The sequence below is a fragment of the Burkholderia sp. Bp8992 genome, assembly GCF_003853705.1.
Lineage (GTDB): Bacteria > Pseudomonadota > Gammaproteobacteria > Burkholderiales > Burkholderiaceae > Burkholderia.
In genome coordinates, this window is sequence record NZ_QTQI01000016.1 from 162,287 (window position 1) to 178,229 (window position 15,943).

General features: G+C 66.2%; 19 protein-coding genes and 1 pseudogene. 12 read left to right on the forward strand and 8 right to left on the reverse strand.

Annotated features, from left to right (window positions below):
- Positions 1-422 precede the first annotated feature (422 nt).
- The 3 genes from DIE03_RS23195 to DIE03_RS23205 all read right to left on the reverse strand — a co-directional run bounded on the left by DIE03_RS23195 (position 423) and on the right by DIE03_RS23205 (position 3,548).
- A complete protein-coding gene (locus DIE03_RS23195; RefSeq protein WP_124454413.1) occupies positions 423-1,232 on the reverse strand; it encodes a TlpA disulfide reductase family protein in 810 nt (269 codons plus the stop codon).
- A 568-nt stretch (positions 1,233-1,800) separates the two neighbouring features.
- Positions 1,801-2,391, reverse strand: coding sequence for a DUF4410 domain-containing protein (locus DIE03_RS23200; protein WP_124454415.1), 591 nt, complete (start codon positions 2,389-2,391; stop codon positions 1,801-1,803).
- A gap of 167 nt (positions 2,392-2,558) precedes the next feature.
- Complete coding sequence (locus DIE03_RS23205) at positions 2,559-3,548, reverse strand: hypothetical protein (protein WP_124454417.1); 990 nt, start codon at positions 3,546-3,548, stop codon at positions 2,559-2,561.
- Positions 3,549-3,731: 183 nt separating this feature from the next.
- Here DIE03_RS23205 and DIE03_RS23210 point away from each other — a divergent pair, with 183 nt between their 5' ends.
- The 3 genes and pseudogenes from DIE03_RS23210 to DIE03_RS23220 form a co-directional block, all read left to right on the forward strand.
- A complete protein-coding gene (locus DIE03_RS23210) occupies positions 3,732-3,983 on the forward strand; it encodes a type II toxin-antitoxin system Phd/YefM family antitoxin (protein WP_124454419.1) in 252 nt (83 codons plus the stop codon).
- Complete coding sequence (locus tag DIE03_RS23215) at positions 3,983-4,402, forward strand: type II toxin-antitoxin system VapC family toxin (protein ID WP_185658204.1); 420 nt, start codon at positions 3,983-3,985, stop codon at positions 4,400-4,402. The genes DIE03_RS23210 and DIE03_RS23215 overlap by 1 nt, the downstream gene beginning before the upstream one ends.
- A gap of 30 nt (positions 4,403-4,432) precedes the next feature.
- Positions 4,433-4,555: pseudogene (locus DIE03_RS23220) on the forward strand (methyltransferase domain-containing protein); the annotation flags it as partial.
- Positions 4,556-4,895: 340 nt separating this feature from the next.
- Here DIE03_RS23220 and DIE03_RS23225 read toward each other — a convergent pair.
- Positions 4,896-5,372: a GNAT family N-acetyltransferase gene (locus DIE03_RS23225; RefSeq protein ID WP_124454421.1), complete on the reverse strand. Its 477-nt coding sequence runs from the start codon at positions 5,370-5,372 to the stop codon at positions 4,896-4,898.
- A gap of 181 nt (positions 5,373-5,553) precedes the next feature.
- Positions 5,554-6,591: an aldo/keto reductase gene (locus DIE03_RS23230; protein ID WP_124454423.1), complete on the reverse strand. Its 1,038-nt coding sequence runs from the start codon at positions 6,589-6,591 to the stop codon at positions 5,554-5,556.
- A 127-nt stretch (positions 6,592-6,718) separates the two neighbouring features.
- Here DIE03_RS23230 and DIE03_RS23235 point away from each other — a divergent pair, with 127 nt between their 5' ends.
- The 6 genes from DIE03_RS23235 to DIE03_RS23260 all read left to right on the forward strand — a co-directional run bounded on the left by DIE03_RS23235 (position 6,719) and on the right by DIE03_RS23260 (position 11,396).
- Entirely contained in the window at positions 6,719-7,606 is an 888-nt protein-coding gene (locus tag DIE03_RS23235) for a LysR family transcriptional regulator (RefSeq protein ID WP_124454425.1), read from the forward strand.
- A 127-nt stretch (positions 7,607-7,733) separates the two neighbouring features.
- Positions 7,734-8,033 (forward strand): helix-turn-helix transcriptional regulator, encoded by a 300-nt coding sequence (locus tag DIE03_RS23240; protein ID WP_124454427.1) that lies wholly within the window; start codon positions 7,734-7,736, stop codon positions 8,031-8,033.
- Positions 8,034-8,053: 20 nt separating this feature from the next.
- The gene (locus DIE03_RS23245) at positions 8,054-9,406 is read left to right on the forward strand and encodes an aminotransferase class V-fold PLP-dependent enzyme (RefSeq protein ID WP_124454429.1); all 1,353 of its coding nucleotides are present in this window, start codon (positions 8,054-8,056) and stop codon (positions 9,404-9,406) included.
- Positions 9,407-9,576: 170 nt separating this feature from the next.
- Positions 9,577-10,044: a cupin domain-containing protein gene (locus DIE03_RS23250; protein WP_124454431.1), complete on the forward strand. Its 468-nt coding sequence runs from the start codon at positions 9,577-9,579 to the stop codon at positions 10,042-10,044.
- Positions 10,045-10,130: 86 nt separating this feature from the next.
- Positions 10,131-10,511: a hypothetical protein gene (locus DIE03_RS23255; RefSeq protein WP_124454433.1), complete on the forward strand. Its 381-nt coding sequence runs from the start codon at positions 10,131-10,133 to the stop codon at positions 10,509-10,511.
- Between the two features lie 63 nt (positions 10,512-10,574).
- Complete coding sequence (locus tag DIE03_RS23260; RefSeq protein ID WP_124454435.1) at positions 10,575-11,396, forward strand: SDR family NAD(P)-dependent oxidoreductase; 822 nt, start codon at positions 10,575-10,577, stop codon at positions 11,394-11,396.
- A 64-nt stretch (positions 11,397-11,460) separates the two neighbouring features.
- Here the strand turns inward: DIE03_RS23260 and surE are convergent, their stop codons facing one another.
- The 3 genes from surE to DIE03_RS23275 form a co-directional block, all read right to left on the reverse strand.
- On the reverse strand, positions 11,461-12,240 hold the full coding sequence (surE, locus tag DIE03_RS23265) for a 5'/3'-nucleotidase SurE (RefSeq protein WP_124454437.1): 780 nt from the start codon (positions 12,238-12,240) through the stop codon (positions 11,461-11,463).
- Between the two features lie 199 nt (positions 12,241-12,439).
- Positions 12,440-12,748, reverse strand: coding sequence for an AzlD family protein (locus tag DIE03_RS23270; RefSeq protein ID WP_124454439.1), 309 nt, complete (start codon positions 12,746-12,748; stop codon positions 12,440-12,442).
- Positions 12,741-13,475, reverse strand: coding sequence for an AzlC family ABC transporter permease (locus DIE03_RS23275; protein ID WP_124454441.1), 735 nt, complete (start codon positions 13,473-13,475; stop codon positions 12,741-12,743). The genes DIE03_RS23270 and DIE03_RS23275 overlap by 8 nt, the downstream gene beginning before the upstream one ends.
- 125 nt (positions 13,476-13,600) lie before the next feature.
- Here DIE03_RS23275 and DIE03_RS23280 point away from each other — a divergent pair, with 125 nt between their 5' ends.
- The 3 genes from DIE03_RS23280 (at position 13,601) to DIE03_RS23290 (ending at position 15,692) form a co-directional block, all read left to right on the forward strand.
- Positions 13,601-14,059: an Lrp/AsnC family transcriptional regulator gene (locus DIE03_RS23280; RefSeq protein WP_059237883.1), complete on the forward strand. Its 459-nt coding sequence runs from the start codon at positions 13,601-13,603 to the stop codon at positions 14,057-14,059.
- Between the two features lie 220 nt (positions 14,060-14,279).
- On the forward strand, positions 14,280-14,849 hold the full coding sequence (locus tag DIE03_RS23285; protein ID WP_124454443.1) for a hypothetical protein: 570 nt from the start codon (positions 14,280-14,282) through the stop codon (positions 14,847-14,849).
- Between the two features lie 141 nt (positions 14,850-14,990).
- Positions 14,991-15,692 carry a YebB family permuted papain-like enzyme gene (locus tag DIE03_RS23290; protein ID WP_124454445.1) on the forward strand — a complete coding sequence of 234 codons (702 nt, stop codon included), beginning with the start codon at positions 14,991-14,993 and terminating at the stop codon, positions 15,690-15,692.
- The last annotated feature ends 251 nt before the right edge of the window (positions 15,693-15,943 follow it).

The following is a 15,943-nucleotide window of genomic DNA, read 5'->3' on the forward strand; positions in this document are numbered from 1 at the left end:
GGCCGCGCTCGTTTACGCAGCGGATTTCCATCATCACTCCGTCTCATGCTTTGCATGCCGAAATAACGTGCTATTCGTTGCGAGAACGTGTGGCCACTCTAGCGGAGATCGATCGGTGTCAGGGCACGGTCATGTACGAATTCATCGCGATTGGCCATCAGGCCAGAGCGTCGGATGCTTGCCACATAACGAATCCGGGGAAGTCGCATAGGCTGGTAGCTTCATCGCTCGATAACCGATGTGTTAGAGAACGTGTCAACCGATTGCTTCGACTCGCTCGCCGCACGTCGTTCAAGGATCTCATTCGCAACTGCCGATAGCGTTCGAACGTCCGCGCTCGCGCAGCACCCGCGCAAACGCGCAGCCGTCGAGGCCCGGCATGTTCAGGTCGGCATCGGCCGCTTCCCGTCCCCCGACACGCGTTACTGCCCGAAGCGTTGCGCGACGGCGTCCTTCAGCCGCGCGGCGGTCAGCTCGCCCATGTGCGATTCGACGAGTTCGCCCTTTGCGTTGAAGAACAGCGTGGTCGGCAGTCCGCGCGATCCATAGGCATGCATCGCGTGCAGCGACGGATCGAGCAGCACGTGATCGAAGCGCAGGCTCTTTTGTTCGAGGAACGCACGCACGACCTGCGCATTTTCGCCCTGATTGATCATCAGCACCGTGATGCCAGGATGGTCACGCTGCGCCTGTTCGAGAATCGGCATCTCGCGCTGGCACGGCGGGCACCATGTCGCCCACAGGTTCACGACGACTGGCTTGCCGACGAAGCTCGCCGGCAGCACGGGCGCTGCGTCGAGTGTTTGAAGCTGCATCGCGGCCAGCGGCGGTGCGCTCTGCTGCAACGTCGCCAGCGTGCCTTGCGCGATGCCCCACGCGCCGAGGCCCGCGACGATGCCGGCCAGCACCGGCCGCCGCAGCGCGGGCAAGCGGCGCAAGCGCCAGCCCGCGAACATCAGGGCGGCTACCAGGCCGATGCGCCAGTCGAAGCCGCCGTCGCCGAGCGCGACGATCGAGCGCGGCGATGCCGCATAGTCGCTCCACCACTGCGCGATATAGCCGACGCGCGCGGCGATCAGCCCGAGCAGCAGCACGTCGAGGATCAGGCTCGATGCCGTCTTGTGATGCCCGTCAGGCGGGCGGCGCTGGATGAAACGCGCGACGAGCCATGCCACCAGCGCGGCGGCGGCTACCGCGACGATGCGGATCGAGAAGGGACCGATGCTCAGCATGTAAAGGAACGGTTGGACGTGGACGAGCGGGGGAGGAGAAGTGATTGTCCGCCGCGGCGATGAAACCGTCGACGGCGATGTCGGCGTTTCGACCGGTTGCCACGTATGGGGGTTCCCTTCGAGAACGTAACGGCGTATTGCGGATTCGACGCATGCGCATGGATCAGGACTGCGTGATTTTCATGCGGAAGGGCAGCGAATCAGACCAGTCTGATGGTCAGCGGAATTCCGCTCATCAACAATACGCGTACCGGTGAGATGTGGTGTCCCCCGACATCCCGAACAGGGATATCTCCTTGACGGCCGCTCCTCCCGCGAGTGGCCGCTTTTTCGTCGTCGTGCGGGCGGGCGTGAGTGTCTTGTGGCGGTCGGTGGGCGCGGCCGCATCCGATGCATATCGGCTGGTTCAACGGAATAGGAACGCTGCCAGATGCGAGCACAGGGCATTCACTCGCGCATTGCCTGACGCCCGGTTCGGCGACCGGCGAGGTTGTCCGTTGGCGGCGGCACAGGGGCTGCCGCCATGGCCCGACGGGCCGCGCATCCGCGATCCGTCGGGCGTCGGGTCTTACAGCTTCTTCGACGCTGCCGCTGCCGCGTCGGTCTGCGTTCCCGCGGTCGCCGGATCGAGCGTCGCGAGCGTCTTCTCGGTGAATTTCTCGTACAGCCAGTCCATGCGCATGCTGTCGATGCCGGCGATACCGCCGAGCGCATACGACGCCGACACCTTGAAGTGGTCGACCGGATGATTGTCGGCATCGGTGAGCGTGACGGTGCCGTCGACGTAATCGCTGCCGGCCATGAAGCCGAACATGACGGCCGAGAAACTCGAGCGCACGCGAATACCGGTGACTTCGACATTCAGGTGCATCGCATCGGTCGTATCCGCTTTGGCCAGCAGCTTGCGTGCGTCCAGTGCGGTTTCGATTTTCTCCTGCAGTTTCTTCGCGTCGAACTTCAGGTTGTCTTTCAACGCTTCCTGCGCGGCATTGTCGAGCGTGACCTTTACGATCACGGGTTTCTTGCCGAATTGGGTCGTCGATGCGGTCACGGCGGCCCCTGCCGGACCGCTGGCGTCGCGCGTCACGCTGCTGGCGCAGCCCGACAGGAAGCCGATCGTCACGAATGCCAGCGCGGCATGACGGATAAGAGATTTCATGATTTGGTCTTTTGATTGAGGTTATTTGAATGGGCGCTATGGCCGAGCGGGAATCTAGCACGGCGCGATCCGATTCAATTCGTCGAATAGATCGAGAATCGATTCGGCGTTCGGTCGACGCGGCGTATTTGCACCGGAGAATGGTCGAGACAATGTGCGGCGAGCGATTACCGGCCGTTGCCCGGCACCGCTTCACCCAACCGATACGCCGTAAAGAACTCATACCACGGCGTCCCTTCCCCGACGGGCACGCCGAGCGCCGCCGTCCGCCGTTTCAGCACGCCGAACACGTCGTCGATGAGCGCCCTCAGCGTACTGTCGCGGAACGGAACCGGTTGCGTCCGCCCCGCGGCGACCGCGCCGTATGCGATGGCCAGCAGGCGTGCGCGGTCGTCGGTGTCCGCGATGGCCTGGTTGATCGTTTCGACGAAGCGTGGCCGGTCTTCCGCGTGCGGCGTGGACAGGCACAGGTACACGAGCGCCGACAGTTCGTGCCGATCCTTCACCCGCAGCAACGCAGGCAGTTGCGCGACGATCCGTTCCGCCGGTTCTTCCTGCAGCGCAGCGCCGAAGTCGAGCACGGCGGCCATCGGGTTGCCGTCTGTTTTCAGGCGTTCGAGCGCAGGCGGCGTGCTTGACGCGCCGTTCTGCACGGACCGCAGCGCATCGGCCACCTGCTGCGTCCATTCCGGAAAGATCATCCGCACGTTGCCGAACTGCTCGCCGCCTTCGGCCGCCGGATTCCACCGATAGACGATCGTGCCGCCGCGAATGAACGGCGAATACAGATGCTCGGGCGTTTGCGGCAGCGGCCGCCGGTTGATCGGCAGCCATGCGAGCGTCAGCCAGTCGTAGCGGCCCGTCGCGGGCACCGACGGGCTCGAACTCGCGATGACCTGCCACGTGCCGCGATTCGCGTAGCGGCGGCGCGCGTCGGGCACGGGGACGGTCCGGCCTTTCGCGGTGTCGAAGTACGTCGTGCCGGTGACGTTCTCGCCGCTGTCCCTGGCCGGTGTAATGGTTGAAATGACCCACGATGCACCATCCGCCGAACGGTAGTCGGCCGGCTGCAGCGTCGCCACATCGTGCACCATGCGTGTTTCCGCCGCGACGGGGCTCGGGGGGAGATTGGCGGGAGCGGCCAGGATGCTCGGCATGGACTTTCCTCGGAATCGGGTGCGCATCGTCGAGCGGGGCGAGGCGCGGCGGTGCGGGTTGTTTCTCGTAACTGTAGGACGTTGCTACAGGTATCGCGAGGAACCCGCCGGGCAGGGAGAGGAATGACATGGATCCACGCAGTGTAGTAACGTACCTACATATGTGGATTCCAGGAGTTCATCGTGACCATCACCACGCTCTCGAGTCGTGAACTCAACCAGGACGTGACCAAGGCAAAGAAGGCGACAAAGAACGGCCCCGTGTTCATCACCGACCGCGGCAAGCCTGCCCATGTGCTGCTGAGTTTCGCGGAATACCAGCGTCTCACTCGGCAGCGGCGCAACATTGCCGACTCGCTCGCCATGCCAGGTGTCGAGGACATCGAATTCGATCCGCCGCGCGCAAGCGTCAAGACCAAGGAGATCGATTTCTGATGATGTTCGTTCTCGATACCCATGTGGTTTCGGAACTCCGGAAAGTGCGGGCGGGCAAGGCGGACAGGAACGTGGCGGCCTGGTGTTCGACCGTCGATGCGTCGGTGCTGTTTGTCTCGGCCATCACGATCATGGAGCTGGAGACAGGTGTCTTGCAGATCGAGCGCAGAGACGCAGAACAGGGCGCGCTACTCAGGGCATGGCTTGACGGGCACGTCCTGCCCGAGTTCGCGGGTCGCGTGTTACCGGTCGATACTGTTGTCGCCCAACGAGGCGCACGGCTCCATGTGCCGGACCGGCGATCCGAGCGGGATGCGCTCATTGCTGCGACGGCGATCGTGCATGGCATGACGGTCGTGACGCGCAACGTTGCCGATTTTGTTGAAACCGGTGTCGCCATCCTGAATCCGTGGGATTGAGCGAATCAATCAACTGGCTCACGAGGGAAATCGGATTCCGCGCATCACTACCAATGGGCCGACGCGGCGGCGCTACCGTTCGATGCGGCCAGCTTCGATCTCGTGATCGCGTACAACGTGCTGATGGACCTCGACGACATGCAGCGCGCATTGGCCACGCATCTCTCATCGTGCGCTGTTCGGCCAGCTCTTTCTGAGAAAGCCCCGCTGCATGACGCAGCATCTCTGCTACATCTGCCAATGTCGTCATTTGTAGCCCAAGAGATGCAAAATCGGACGTGAATAGAGATCCTGTGTCCTGGGGGCTACCAACCAGGCTGTCGAAGCGACCACGACTGCGATCGCAGCATCGCGCTCGAGCGTGCGGATTGATCCAAGGGGGCCGGCGCTTGCTCGCGTTCCGGTACTCAGTGCGTTGAAACAGTGGGCGCGCGTGCCGCTGTTTCTGTGGATCAAGGCACGGCCGTTGGAGTGAGTGCCCGCCCCGGCGTACTCAACGCGGCAGCGTCTTCCGGTAAACAATCCCGCCCGTTTTCTCCGCGACGGTGTCGTAGAGCCGCTGTGCCGTGTGATTCTTCTCGTGCGTCTGCCAGTACACGCGTTCGGCGCGATGCCGGCGCGCGGCGTCATACACGGCTTCGATCAGCGCGCGGCCGACGCCTTTGCCGCGTTCGCTGTCCAGCGTGAACAGATCCTGCAGATAGCAGGACGGCCCGGCGTGGGTCGTACTGCGGTGGTAAAGGAAATGCACGAGTCCGACGAGCCTGTCGTCACGCTCGGCAACGAGCGCGTGCACGGGTTCGTACCCGTCGAAGAAGCGCGACCACGTGAGCTGCGTGACGTGCAGCGGCAGCGCGGTGTCGTCGAAGCGGCCGTAGAAGCGGTTGTAGCCGTCCCACAGCGGCAGCCATTGGTCGTAGTCGTCTTCCCGGACTGCGCGTACGGTCAGGCCGGTGTCGGTGGCGCTCATGTTTGCGAACCTTTCGAGGAGTGGGTGCGTTGCCCGTCCGGCGGGCACGTCGCAGGCCTCAACGATAGGAAGTTCTCGACTCGACGGGTAGGCCCATGACGCCCTCGCTTTCTGGTGCCACGGCCACGCATCGAGCATCGGCGCGACCGACAAGGTCGCACCGCCGCGTCACCGCCGCCCCTTACCCGCGCATCGGCGGATTCAACCGCGCGAACGCCTCTTGCCGGCGATACGGGAAGTGCGGATAAGGCGCTTCCACTGCACTCGCCGCATCGAGCTTCGCGACCTGCGCATCGGTCAGCGCCCAGCCGACCGCGCCGAGGTTCTGCCGCAACTGTTCCTCGTTGCGCGCGCCGATGATCACCGACGACACGGTCGGCCGCTGCAGCAGCCAGTTCAGCGCGATCTGCGGCACGGTCTTGCCGGTTTCTTCCGCGATCGCGTCGAGTACATCGACCACGTCGTACAGGCGTTCGTCATCGACCGGCGGCCCGTAGCTGGCCGTTTCATGCAGGCGGCTGCCTTCGGGCAGCGGCGCATTGCGGCGGATCTTGCCGGTGAGCCGGCCCCAGCCGAGCGGGCTCCACACAAGCGCCCCGAGGCCCTGGTCGGCGCCGAGCGGCATCAGGTCCCATTCGTAGTCGCGGCCGACGAGCGAGTAGTAGACCTGGTTGGCGACATAACGCGACCAGCCGTGCCGGTCGGCCGCCGCGAGCGACTTCATGATCTGCCAGCCGGCGAAGTTCGACACGCCGAGATAGCGCAGCTTGCCCGCGCGCACGAGATCGTCGAGCGTCGACATCACCTCCTCGACCGGCGTGCCCGCATCGAACGCGTGCAACTGCAGCAGGTCGATGTAGTCGGTGTCGAGGCGACGCAGCGCGTCGTCGACGGCGCGTACCAGTCGCGCGCGCGACGTGCCCGCGTCGTTCGGGCCGCTGCCGGTCGGCAGGCCCGTCTTCGTCGAGATCAGCACCTGGTCGCGGCGCCCCTTGATCGCGGCGCCGAGCACACGCTCGGATTCGCCGTCCGAATACACGTCGGCCGTGTCGAACAGGTTGACGCCGGCTTCGAGGCAGATGTCGACGAGGCGCCGCGCTTCGTCCGCGCCCGTGTTGCCCCATGCGCTGAACAGCGGGCCACTGCCGCCGAAGGTGCCTGCGCCGAAGCTCAGGACAGGAACCTTGAGGCCGGAACGGCCGAGCGTACGGTATTCCATCTGCGTTTCCTTGTGTCGTGTGAGCGGGGCGAGGCCGCATGTCGAACGTCAGGCGACCACTGTACCGTTTGCGACTTTTCCCGATAATCCTGAAGATAGCGAAAATATCCTTCGGAAGAGGCGAACAATGCTGCTCGACAACCTCGCGCTGTTCCTGCGCATCGTGGAGAAGGGCGGGCTCGCCGCGGCGGGACGCGAGGTCGGGCTGTCGCCGGCCACGGTGTCCGAGCGGCTGACGGCGCTCGAGCGCCACTACGGCGCGGCGCTGCTCACGCGCACGACGCGTGCGATCAGCCTGACCGACGAGGGCCGCACGCTCGTCGACGGCGCGCGGCGCCTGCTGGCCGAGGCCGACGAACTCGAAAGCCGTGTGCGGCTGGGCGTGCAGACGCTGTCGGGGCCCGTGCGGTTGAGCGCGCCGGCCGATCTCGGGCGCGAGCGCGTGGTGCCCGTCGTCGATGCGTTCCTCGCCGAGCATCCGGGCGTCACGGTCGATCTGCATCTTGGCGACGGCTACGTCGATCTCGTCGGGCAGGGCCTCGATTTCGCGATCCGTCGCGGCACGCTCGCGGACAGTTCGCTGCGCAGCCGTTCGCTCGGCCGCGCGCGGCGCGTGGTGTGTGCGTCTCCCGCGTATCTGGCCGCGCACGGCACGCCCACGCATCCGGACGATCTTGCTGCTCACGACTGCATCGTGATGCGCTTCGGGCCGGACCTCTATGCCGAATGGCCGTTCAGCATCGAAGGGGAAACGAAGCGCGTGATGGTGCGCGGCCGGCGCGTCGCCAACGACGGCGCGCTCGTGCGTGCGTGGTGCGTCGCGGGGCATGGCATTGCGCTGAAGTCGCTGGTCGATGTCGAGCAGGATCTGGCGTCTGGCGCGCTCGTCGAAGTGCTTCGCGACTTCTCGCCGGGCGAAGTCGACTTGCGGATCGTCTATCCGGGCAGCACCGCGCAGCCCAGGCGCGTGCGCGCGTTGATCGACAGGCTGGCGCAGGCGCTGACGGCGGCGTAACACGTCGCCACACGTTCCCGCGTCGATCTCGCTGCGATCGCATCGCCGGCTGAAATCCCTCGCCAAACCATTTGCCCACATTTCGTCATTTAGCTAATATTCAAAACGTCAAACGAAACCGCACCTCATGGACGACGTTACCCGGATCAGCGCCTTGGCCAACGAAAGCCGTCTGGCCGTGCTGCGCTGGCTCAAGCAGCCGCGCGAGCATTTCCCGCCGCAGCCGCACGGCGACTTCGACGAGCTCGGCGTGTGCTGCACGTATATCACCGAGAAGCTCGGCATCGCGCCGGCCACGACCACGCGCCACATGCGCATCCTCGCGGACGCCGGGCTCGTGCGGGCGACCCGCGTCGGCAAGTTCACGTACTACAAGCGGATCGACGGCGCGCTGCAGCAGCTCGGCCGCGATCTCTCGCAACTCTGACGCTCACCGAGGCAATCGACATGGACGAACTTGCACTGCTGGCCGACGCCGACCGGCGCGCGCACGCGTATCTGGCTGCAACCGCCGACCGGCGCGCGTTTCCCGACGCAGCCGCGCTGGCCGGCCTCGCCGCGTTCGACGAACCGTTGCCCGATGTGGGCCGCCCGGCCGACGACGTGCTGCGCCTGCTCGACGAGCACGGCACGCCCGCGACGGTCGCATCGAACGGCCCGAACTACTTCGGCTTCGTGATCGGCGCGGCGCTGCCGGCCGCGGCGGCGGCCGAGCGGCTGATGCTCGCGTGGGACCAGTGCGCGTCGTCGTATGCGAATTCGCCGGTGGCTGCGACGCTCGAGCGCCAGGCCGCGCGCTGGGTCGTCGATGCGCTCGGGTTGCCGGAAGGCAGCGCGGTCGGCTTCGGCACGAGCGCGACGGCCTGCACGCTCGTCGCGCTGGTGGCCGCACGGCGCGCGCTGCTCGCGCGCAAGGGATGGGATATCGACGAGGACGGCCTGATCGGCGCGCCCGAAGTGAAGGTCGTGATCTCCGCGCTCGCGCACATCACGGTGAAGAAGGCGCTGCGCGTGCTCGGCTTCGGGATGAAGCGCATCGTCGTGGCGCCGGTCGATACGCACGGCCGCATCGACCCCGCGCAGTTGCCGCCGCTCGACGACATGACGATCCTCTGCGTGCAGGCCGGCGAAGTGAACACCGGCGAATTCGATCCGTTCGCGGCATTGATTCCGCCCGCGAAGGCGGCCGGAGCGTGGGTGCACGTGGACGGCGCGTTCGGCCTATGGGCGCGCGCGTCGTCGAAGCGGGCGCTGACGGACGGCATCGACGGCGCGGACAGCTGGACGACCGACGGCCACAAGTGGCTCAACACGCCGTACGACGGCGCGATGGTGATCTGCCGCGACGCGGCCGCGCTTGCCACCGCGATGAACAGCGACGCCGTGTACCTGAGCGGCGCGCAGGATGCGCAGAAGAACCTGAATCTCGAATTCTCGCGGCGTGCACGCGGCATTCCGGTATGGGCCGCGCTGCGCTCGCTCGGCCGCGCCGGCCTGGCGACGATGGTCGAGCGGCACTGCGCGCAGGCGGCGCGGATCGCGGACGGCTTGCGTGCGGCCGGCTACGACGTGCTGAACCGCGTCGTGCTGAACCAGGTGCTCGTGCGCGCCGGCACCGACGACGAAACCGCCGCGATCCTCGACGCCGCGCAGGCATCGGGCGACGTGTGGTTCGGCGCGACCGTGTGGCAGGGGCGGCCGGCGTTCCGGATCAGCGTGTCGTCGTGGCGCACCGAGGATGCGCACATCGATCGGCTCGTCGCGTTGCTGACGAAGCTGCGCGGCGTGCACGTGGGTTGAGCGTCACCTGCCGTCCGCGGCTGTAACGGTTGCGGACGCAACCTTATGGCGGTCGATGAAGCGCAGCGGCCGTGCGCACCCTTGCACGCGTGAAAATGTCGGACAATAGCCGCTGCGCGGGCCGCACCGGCACCGCGTCCAACAGAAGCATTCACGCTTGCGAGATCCCCATGTCGACTCCCTTTCCCCGGGAACTGCTGAAGGCCGCCGATATCGCGAAGATGGAACCGACGCGCGCGGTGCATTCGCTCAATCCCAATGCCGTCCGACTCAAGCGACAACTCAGCGACCTGACCGGCCTGACGCAATTCGGCGTTCACCTGCTCACGCTGATGCCCGGTCACGAATCGGCCGAATATCACCGTCACCTGTACGAAGAAGAGTTCGTGTACGTGCTGTCCGGCACGGGCTCGGTCACGATCGGCGAACGCGCGAGTGAAATCGGGCCCGGCGATTTCATCGGCTTCCCGCGCGGCGGCGAAGCGCATACGGTGCAGAACACCGGCGAGGCACCGCTGGAGTTGCTCGTCGGCGGGCAGCGGCTCGAACACGACGTCTGCGAATACCCGCGAATCGGCAAGCGGCTTTATATCGCGGGCGAGCTCGAGGAGTATGTCGAGTTGCCGAAGCGGCCGTGACGGCCGATTGCACGCCGTCTCCGGATTCGTGCGCCGATCGAGCTTGATTTCAATGGAACGGCTGCAGCTAGCGGCTGCCTGCTTCGATGCGTCCGATACCTTTTCTCGCTTTTGCGCTCGCTGCCCTCGTGCCCGGCCTGGTGTGGTCGTATTTGGCCGACGATCCGGGGTCGCTCAAGTATTCCGTGCCGATCGCGTACCTCGGCACGGCAGCGTTTGCGATTCCGCAATATCTGCTCGTCACGAAATACTGGCGCGTGTCGATGATTTCATCGTGCCTGTGCGGCAGCATCACGGGGTTGCTGACGTGGATCGCCACCTATTTCATTTACACCGCCATCTGGAACGACGATGTTTTCAAGGAAGGCTTGTCGGCCGCTTTGGGGTTCCTGGCGTTCGTGGGCCTGGGGGCAGTGGCGGGCTTTGTGTTCTGGCTGATGTATCGGTGGCAGCGATCCAAAGCATGAATTTGCTTCTCGCGACCCCGTCGCGCTTATGATGCGGGAACGCCACTGAACGGGATCCACGCCATGGACGCGCCGCTTCCGCCGATGTCTGCCCCGATTGCCGAGACGGCCCCCGACACCGAAGCCGCCGTCGAGCCGCGCGCGTCGCGCGTGCAGCGGCCGGTCGCGCTCGTCACCGGCTCGACGTCGGGAATCGGCGCAGCCGTCGCGCGCCGCCTGGCGGCGGACGGCTACGCGGTGATCCTGCATTCGCGCAGTTCGGCCGACACCGGGCGCGCGATGGCGCGCGAACTCGGCGGCGCCTACGTGCAGGCCGATCTCGCGGACGATACGGAGCGTGTGCGATTGATTCGCGACGCGCTCGCCGTGCACGGTCGGCTCGACGTGCTCGTCAACAACGCGGGCGTCAGCCGCGTGATTGCGCATGACGACCTCGCGGCGGCCACGCCCGACGTGTGGCGCGAGATGCACGAGATCAACGTGATCGCGCCGTTCCGGCTCGTCGCCGAAGCGGAGGCCGCGCTGCGCGAGGCGGCATCGCACGGGCGCGCCGGGTGTGTCGTGAACATCAGTTCGCACGCGGGCGTGCGGCCGAAGGGCGCGTCGATCCCGTATGCGGCCGCGAAGGCCGCGCTCAATCACACGACACGGCTGCTCGCACGCACGCTCGCACCGGCGATTCGCGTCAATGCCGTGGCGCCGGGGCTCGTCGATACGCCGCTGACCGCCGACTGGACGGACGCGCAGCAGCTGTGGCGCGAGCGGGCGCCGATGCGTCGCGCGGCGACGCCGGACGACATCGCGCAGACGGTCGCGATGCTCGTCGCGTCCGATTACATGACGGGCGAGATCGTGATGCTCGACGGCGGCTTGAACCTGACGTGAGGGACACGGCGGCGGCGCGCGTGTCCCGTGCGCGACCGCCGGCGCTGTCTGAAGGCGCGGACGATCAGCCGAGATTCGACCGCAGCCGCGCGAGCGCCTGATCGTGCGTGCGCTCGAACTTCAGCGGCGTGACCGCGATATGGCCTTCACCGAGTGCGACCGTTTCCGAATCCGCGTCGTCGTCGCGCGGGGCGCGCGCGAGCTTCAGCCAGTGATAGTCGATCTCGCGCGGATCGCGCCCCGACACGATCTCGACGCCCTGCAGCGTGCCGGCGCCCTGGTTCGTCACCTTCAGGCCGCGCACGTCGTCGGCCGGCCGCGGCGGGAAATTCACGTTGAGGCAGGCGTCGCTGTCCCAGCCGGCGGCGACGAGCCGGCGAATGACGTCCGGCGCATGCGCGAGCGCGGTGCTCCACGGCACTGCGTTGCGATCGGTGAATGCCTGACTCAGCGCGATGGCCGGCACGCCGACCAGCATGCTCGTCATCGCGGCGCCGACCGTGCCGGAAAACACCGTTTCGGTGCCGAGGTTCGCGCCGCGGTTCACGCCGGACAGCACGACGTCGGGCCGCGCATCCTTCATCAGGTGGCTGACCGCGATCGCGACGCAGTCGCCGGGCGTGCCGCGCACCGCGAAGCGGCGCTCGCCCTTTCGATGCACGCGCAGCGGTTCGTGCAGGCTCAGCGAGTGCGACGTGCCGCTCTGGTCTTCCGCCGGCGCGACGATCCACACTTCGCGTGCCAGTTGCGTGGCGACCTGTTCGAGTACTTCCAGGCCGGGGGCGTCGAATCCGTCGTCGTTGGTGAGCAGGACGCGGTCGAACAGCGGGCGGGTTTCTTGCATCGGGACGATCCTCGCGGAGATGGGCAGTGGGAGAGGGCGTGCAGCGCCGCTGCGTGCGCGGCGCAAGCCACAAGGCTAGCACTCCGGCGTGAGGATCGTCGTGTCGCGCATTCGTCGCAGTCTGGCGCGAACGTGAAAACGGGCGCAGCGCGCGCCCGTTCGTCGTTGAATGTGCCGTCGAGGCGGCGGCCGGAAACGCTCAGCCGAGCAGGTAGCGCAGCAGGCCGGCCGACACGACGCCGACGATGACGGTCGGCAGGATCGACAGGCGCGTCGCCGCGACGAGGGTGATCGCGAGCGCGAGCAGGTCGGCGGGGCGCGTCGACACGAAGGCCGGCGCGATCACCGAGATCAGCACGCAGCCCGGCACGTTCTCCATCACCGACGCCATCCGCGGGCTCAGCGTGCGGTTGCGCAGCAGCACGTAGCCGAGGATGCGCGACAGATAGGTCGTCGACGCCATCAGCACGATCGTCGTGACGGTGCTGAAATCCGGAAGCTCAGGCATCGCGCGGCTCCCACAGCAGCGCGGCGATCAGCCCCGCGCACGCGCCGGCCGCGACGTACCACGCGCCGGGCACGGCGAGATGCGTGGCTGCCGCGACGACGAGGCTCACGAACCACGGGCGGCTCGCGCGCACCCCCTTCCACATGCCGCGCAGCAGCACCAGAAACACGGCCGTGAACGCCATGTCGAAGCCGTACTGCTCGACGTTGCCGATCGTCGGGCCGACCGCCGCGCCGAGCGTCGTCATCGAGATCCACGTCAGGTAGAGCCCCATGCAGATGCCCGCGTAATAGGGCACGCTGATGTGCGTGGCCGAGCGGGCCCTCGCGTCGGCGAGCGACATCGCCCAGCTCTCGTCGCACATGAAGAACAGCGCGACGAACGCGCGGCGGCGCGGCAGGCGCCGGATATACGGCTCGAATGCAGCGCCCATCAGGATGTGGCGCGAATTCACGAGGAACGACATCGCGACGATCAGCGCGATGTGCGGCGGCGACGTCCACAGATGGATCGCCGCGAATTCCGAGCCGCCGCCGAAGTTCAGGCCCGTCATCATCGGCACCTCGAACAGGCTCAGCCCTTTTTGCGCGGCCTGCGCGCCCAGCACGAGCGCGAACGGCACGAAACCCAGCATGACGGGCAGTGCCGCGCGCAAACCGCGACCCATCTCGGCGACATAGGCGGGCTTGTCGCGAAGCCCGGACGACGTTGAAACGCTACTGCTCATTACTCCTCCTTCGGGGGAGGGATTGTCTGCTTTTTTGACTCGAATCGGGTTGCGTTGTCGCCAGATTTTTCTCAGAATTTGGCATTGAACGCGCAATACATGAATTTTTTGGAATTGGATGCCAAATGAAACTTGACGCTATCGACCGCCGGATCCTGAGCGCGCTGCAGCGCGACGGCCGGATGCAGAACGTGGAACTCGCGCACGAGGTCGGGCTGTCGCCGTCGCCGTGCCTGCGGCGCGTGCGGCTCCTCGAGGAAGCGGGCGTGATCGAGAAATACGTGGCCGTGCTGAATCCCGCGAAAGTCGGCAAGGGGCTTACGATCTTCACGCGCGTGTGGCTGAAGGGGCAGGACGCGGAATCGGTGAACCGTTTCTCGGAGGCCGTCCAGCAGATGCCGGAAGTCGTCGAATGCCACCTGATGGCCGGCGATTGCGATTTCCTGCTGCGCGTCGTCGCCGCCGACATCGACGACTACCGGCGCTTCCAGATGGAATACCTGACGCGCATTCCCGGCGTACTCAGCGTGAAGACCGACATTCCGATGCAGAAGGTCAAGCTCACGTCGGCGCTGCCGACATAGTGCGATGCGGGTCGGCGGCGACGCGTCGACGAATGGTCATCGCGCGGTGACAATCGCCGGATAAACTGGCGAGGTCGGTCGCGTCACACGCGTTGCCGGAGCGGTCGTGCGACGTTCGATGCGCAAGCAACTAACGGTCAATGTCGACGCGATCGGGCGCGCGGCGCTGCGCGCCGGGTCATGCGTTGAAGCGAAGGCGTTTCTTCTTGTCGGGTCATTCATGCAGCCAATCAACACCCCGTGGAATTCGCTGGAAATCGTCAAGCTCGTGCTCGGCGTGCTGACGCCGTTGTCGGTCGCGTGTCTCGGCTGGCTCGTCGCGCGCCGGCTGAAGCGGCTCGAACTCGTGCAGTGGACCAACCAGAGGCTGATCGAGAAGCGGCTGGCGCTGTACGACGCCGTCGCGCCGCAGCTCAACGCGCTGCTGTGCTTCTACACGTGGATCGGCTACTGGAAGGACATCTCGCCGGACGACGTGATCCGCGCGAAACGCGACCTCGACCGCACGTTCCATATCTACCGCTACCTGTTCGACGACGACGTGTACGACGCGTATCACACGTACATTCACGCGCTGTTCGACGTGCATACGGGCCCGGGCCGCGACGCGCGGATCCGCTCGCTGATCCAGGCGCCCGACGGCGATCGCAGCGTGCACGGTTCGTACGAGTGGAAGCCGGTGTGGGCCGATCGTTTCGCGACCGCGAACGTCGTGCCGAAGGACGACGTGCTGCGGCATTACACGCAGCTGATGGAGCGGCTGCGCGTGGCGCTGGGCGCGACGCGCTGAAGGCCGCGACGCCTGCGCGCGTCACGCCGGTATCGAAATCCGCCCCCGGGCGGTGCGAAACCCCACCCTCGCACATGAAGCGGGTGCGGCGCACGGCCGCTGCTGACATGCTCGCGCCATCACTACTCGTGCGAGGTCCGTATGGTCGTCGACACCGGCTGCCAGCCGCTCATGATCCGATCGCCCGGCGCAGGCCGGCGGCGCTCATTCCACGTTGGTACTCCCGAAGCGCATGACGTGCCGTTGCCGGTCGAACCGGAGATCGGCGACATCGTGTTCATTCGCGTGACCGCGCGGCCGTTTCTCGAAGTGGCGAGCGCGACGCGCTCGTGGACGAATCATGTCGGGATCGTCGTCGGCGCGCGCGGCGGCGAGGTGCTGATCGCGGAGAGCACGTTTCCGCTGTCGCGCGTGACGACGATGTCGCGGTTTCGCGCGCGCTCCGATCGCGGCGCATGCGTGATCGCGCGACTCAAGCAGCCGCTCGATGCCGCGCAGCGGCGCCGGCTCGTCGACGCGGCGATGCGCCGGATCGGCGTGGTGTACGACACGGGTTTCAATCTCGCGTCGCGCCGGCAGTTCTGCTCGCGGTTCGTGCGCGAAGTCGTGCGCGATGCGACACGGATCGTGCTCGGCGACGTCGAGACCTTCGACATGCTGCTGCGCCGGAATCCCGATCATCCGCTCGGTTTCTGGAAGATCTGGTACTTCGGCCGGATTCCGTGGCGCCGCCGCACGGTGACGCCGGCGAGCCTGCTCGATAGCGGCGCATTGCGGGTGGTGGCGGATACGCGCGAGCACGTCGAAAACGTGTCCGAACGTGACAATCCGGGCTGCGCCTGAATCGGGTACTGACGCAAGCTGGTGTCACTTCACGAAGGTCGCGCTCGTTTTCGATCCATCGGCAGTATCGGCTTGCGTCGTACCGGCCGCTCGTCGCGCAGCAAGCATTGCATCGAGCGGCACGAATTCCTCGCGGTTCACTCGTTCGTATTCGGCACGTACCTCGGGGTCGGCCAATGCATGCTCGCGCAGTGGGTCATATGGTGTCGTTTCAAACCTCGCTTATTCGATTGCACCGGTGCGATTGCCTG

Bases quoted from the DNA above. Each gene is read 5' to 3' on its own strand.
- DIE03_RS23195 (WP_124454413.1), bottom strand. From the start codon at position 1,232: ATGCTGAGCATCGGTCCCTTCTCGATCCGCATCGTCGCGGTAGCCGCC.
- DIE03_RS23200 (WP_124454415.1), bottom strand. From the start codon at position 2,391: ATGAAATCTCTTATCCGTCATGCCGCGCTGGCATTCGTGACGATCGGC.
- DIE03_RS23205 (WP_124454417.1), bottom strand. From the start codon at position 3,548: ATGCCGAGCATCCTGGCCGCTCCCGCCAATCTCCCCCCGAGCCCCGTC.
- DIE03_RS23215 (WP_185658204.1), top strand. From the start codon at position 3,983: ATGATGTTCGTTCTCGATACCCATGTGGTTTCGGAACTCCGGAAAGTG.
- DIE03_RS23225 (WP_124454421.1), bottom strand. From the start codon at position 5,372: ATGAGCGCCACCGACACCGGCCTGACCGTACGCGCAGTCCGGGAAGAC.
- DIE03_RS23230 (WP_124454423.1), bottom strand. From the start codon at position 6,591: ATGGAATACCGTACGCTCGGCCGTTCCGGCCTCAAGGTTCCTGTCCTG.
- DIE03_RS23235 (WP_124454425.1), top strand. From the start codon at position 6,719: ATGCTGCTCGACAACCTCGCGCTGTTCCTGCGCATCGTGGAGAAGGGC.
- DIE03_RS23240 (WP_124454427.1), top strand. From the start codon at position 7,734: ATGGACGACGTTACCCGGATCAGCGCCTTGGCCAACGAAAGCCGTCTG.
- DIE03_RS23245 (WP_124454429.1), top strand. From the start codon at position 8,054: ATGGACGAACTTGCACTGCTGGCCGACGCCGACCGGCGCGCGCACGCG.
- DIE03_RS23250 (WP_124454431.1), top strand. From the start codon at position 9,577: ATGTCGACTCCCTTTCCCCGGGAACTGCTGAAGGCCGCCGATATCGCG.
- DIE03_RS23255 (WP_124454433.1), top strand. From the start codon at position 10,131: ATGCGTCCGATACCTTTTCTCGCTTTTGCGCTCGCTGCCCTCGTGCCC.
- DIE03_RS23260 (WP_124454435.1), top strand. From the start codon at position 10,575: ATGGACGCGCCGCTTCCGCCGATGTCTGCCCCGATTGCCGAGACGGCC.
- surE (WP_124454437.1), bottom strand. From the start codon at position 12,240: ATGCAAGAAACCCGCCCGCTGTTCGACCGCGTCCTGCTCACCAACGAC.
- DIE03_RS23270 (WP_124454439.1), bottom strand. From the start codon at position 12,748: ATGCCTGAGCTTCCGGATTTCAGCACCGTCACGACGATCGTGCTGATG.
- DIE03_RS23275 (WP_124454441.1), bottom strand. From the start codon at position 13,475: ATGAGCAGTAGCGTTTCAACGTCGTCCGGGCTTCGCGACAAGCCCGCC.
- DIE03_RS23280 (WP_059237883.1), top strand. From the start codon at position 13,601: ATGAAACTTGACGCTATCGACCGCCGGATCCTGAGCGCGCTGCAGCGC.
- DIE03_RS23285 (WP_124454443.1), top strand. From the start codon at position 14,280: ATGCAGCCAATCAACACCCCGTGGAATTCGCTGGAAATCGTCAAGCTC.
- DIE03_RS23290 (WP_124454445.1), top strand. From the start codon at position 14,991: ATGGTCGTCGACACCGGCTGCCAGCCGCTCATGATCCGATCGCCCGGC.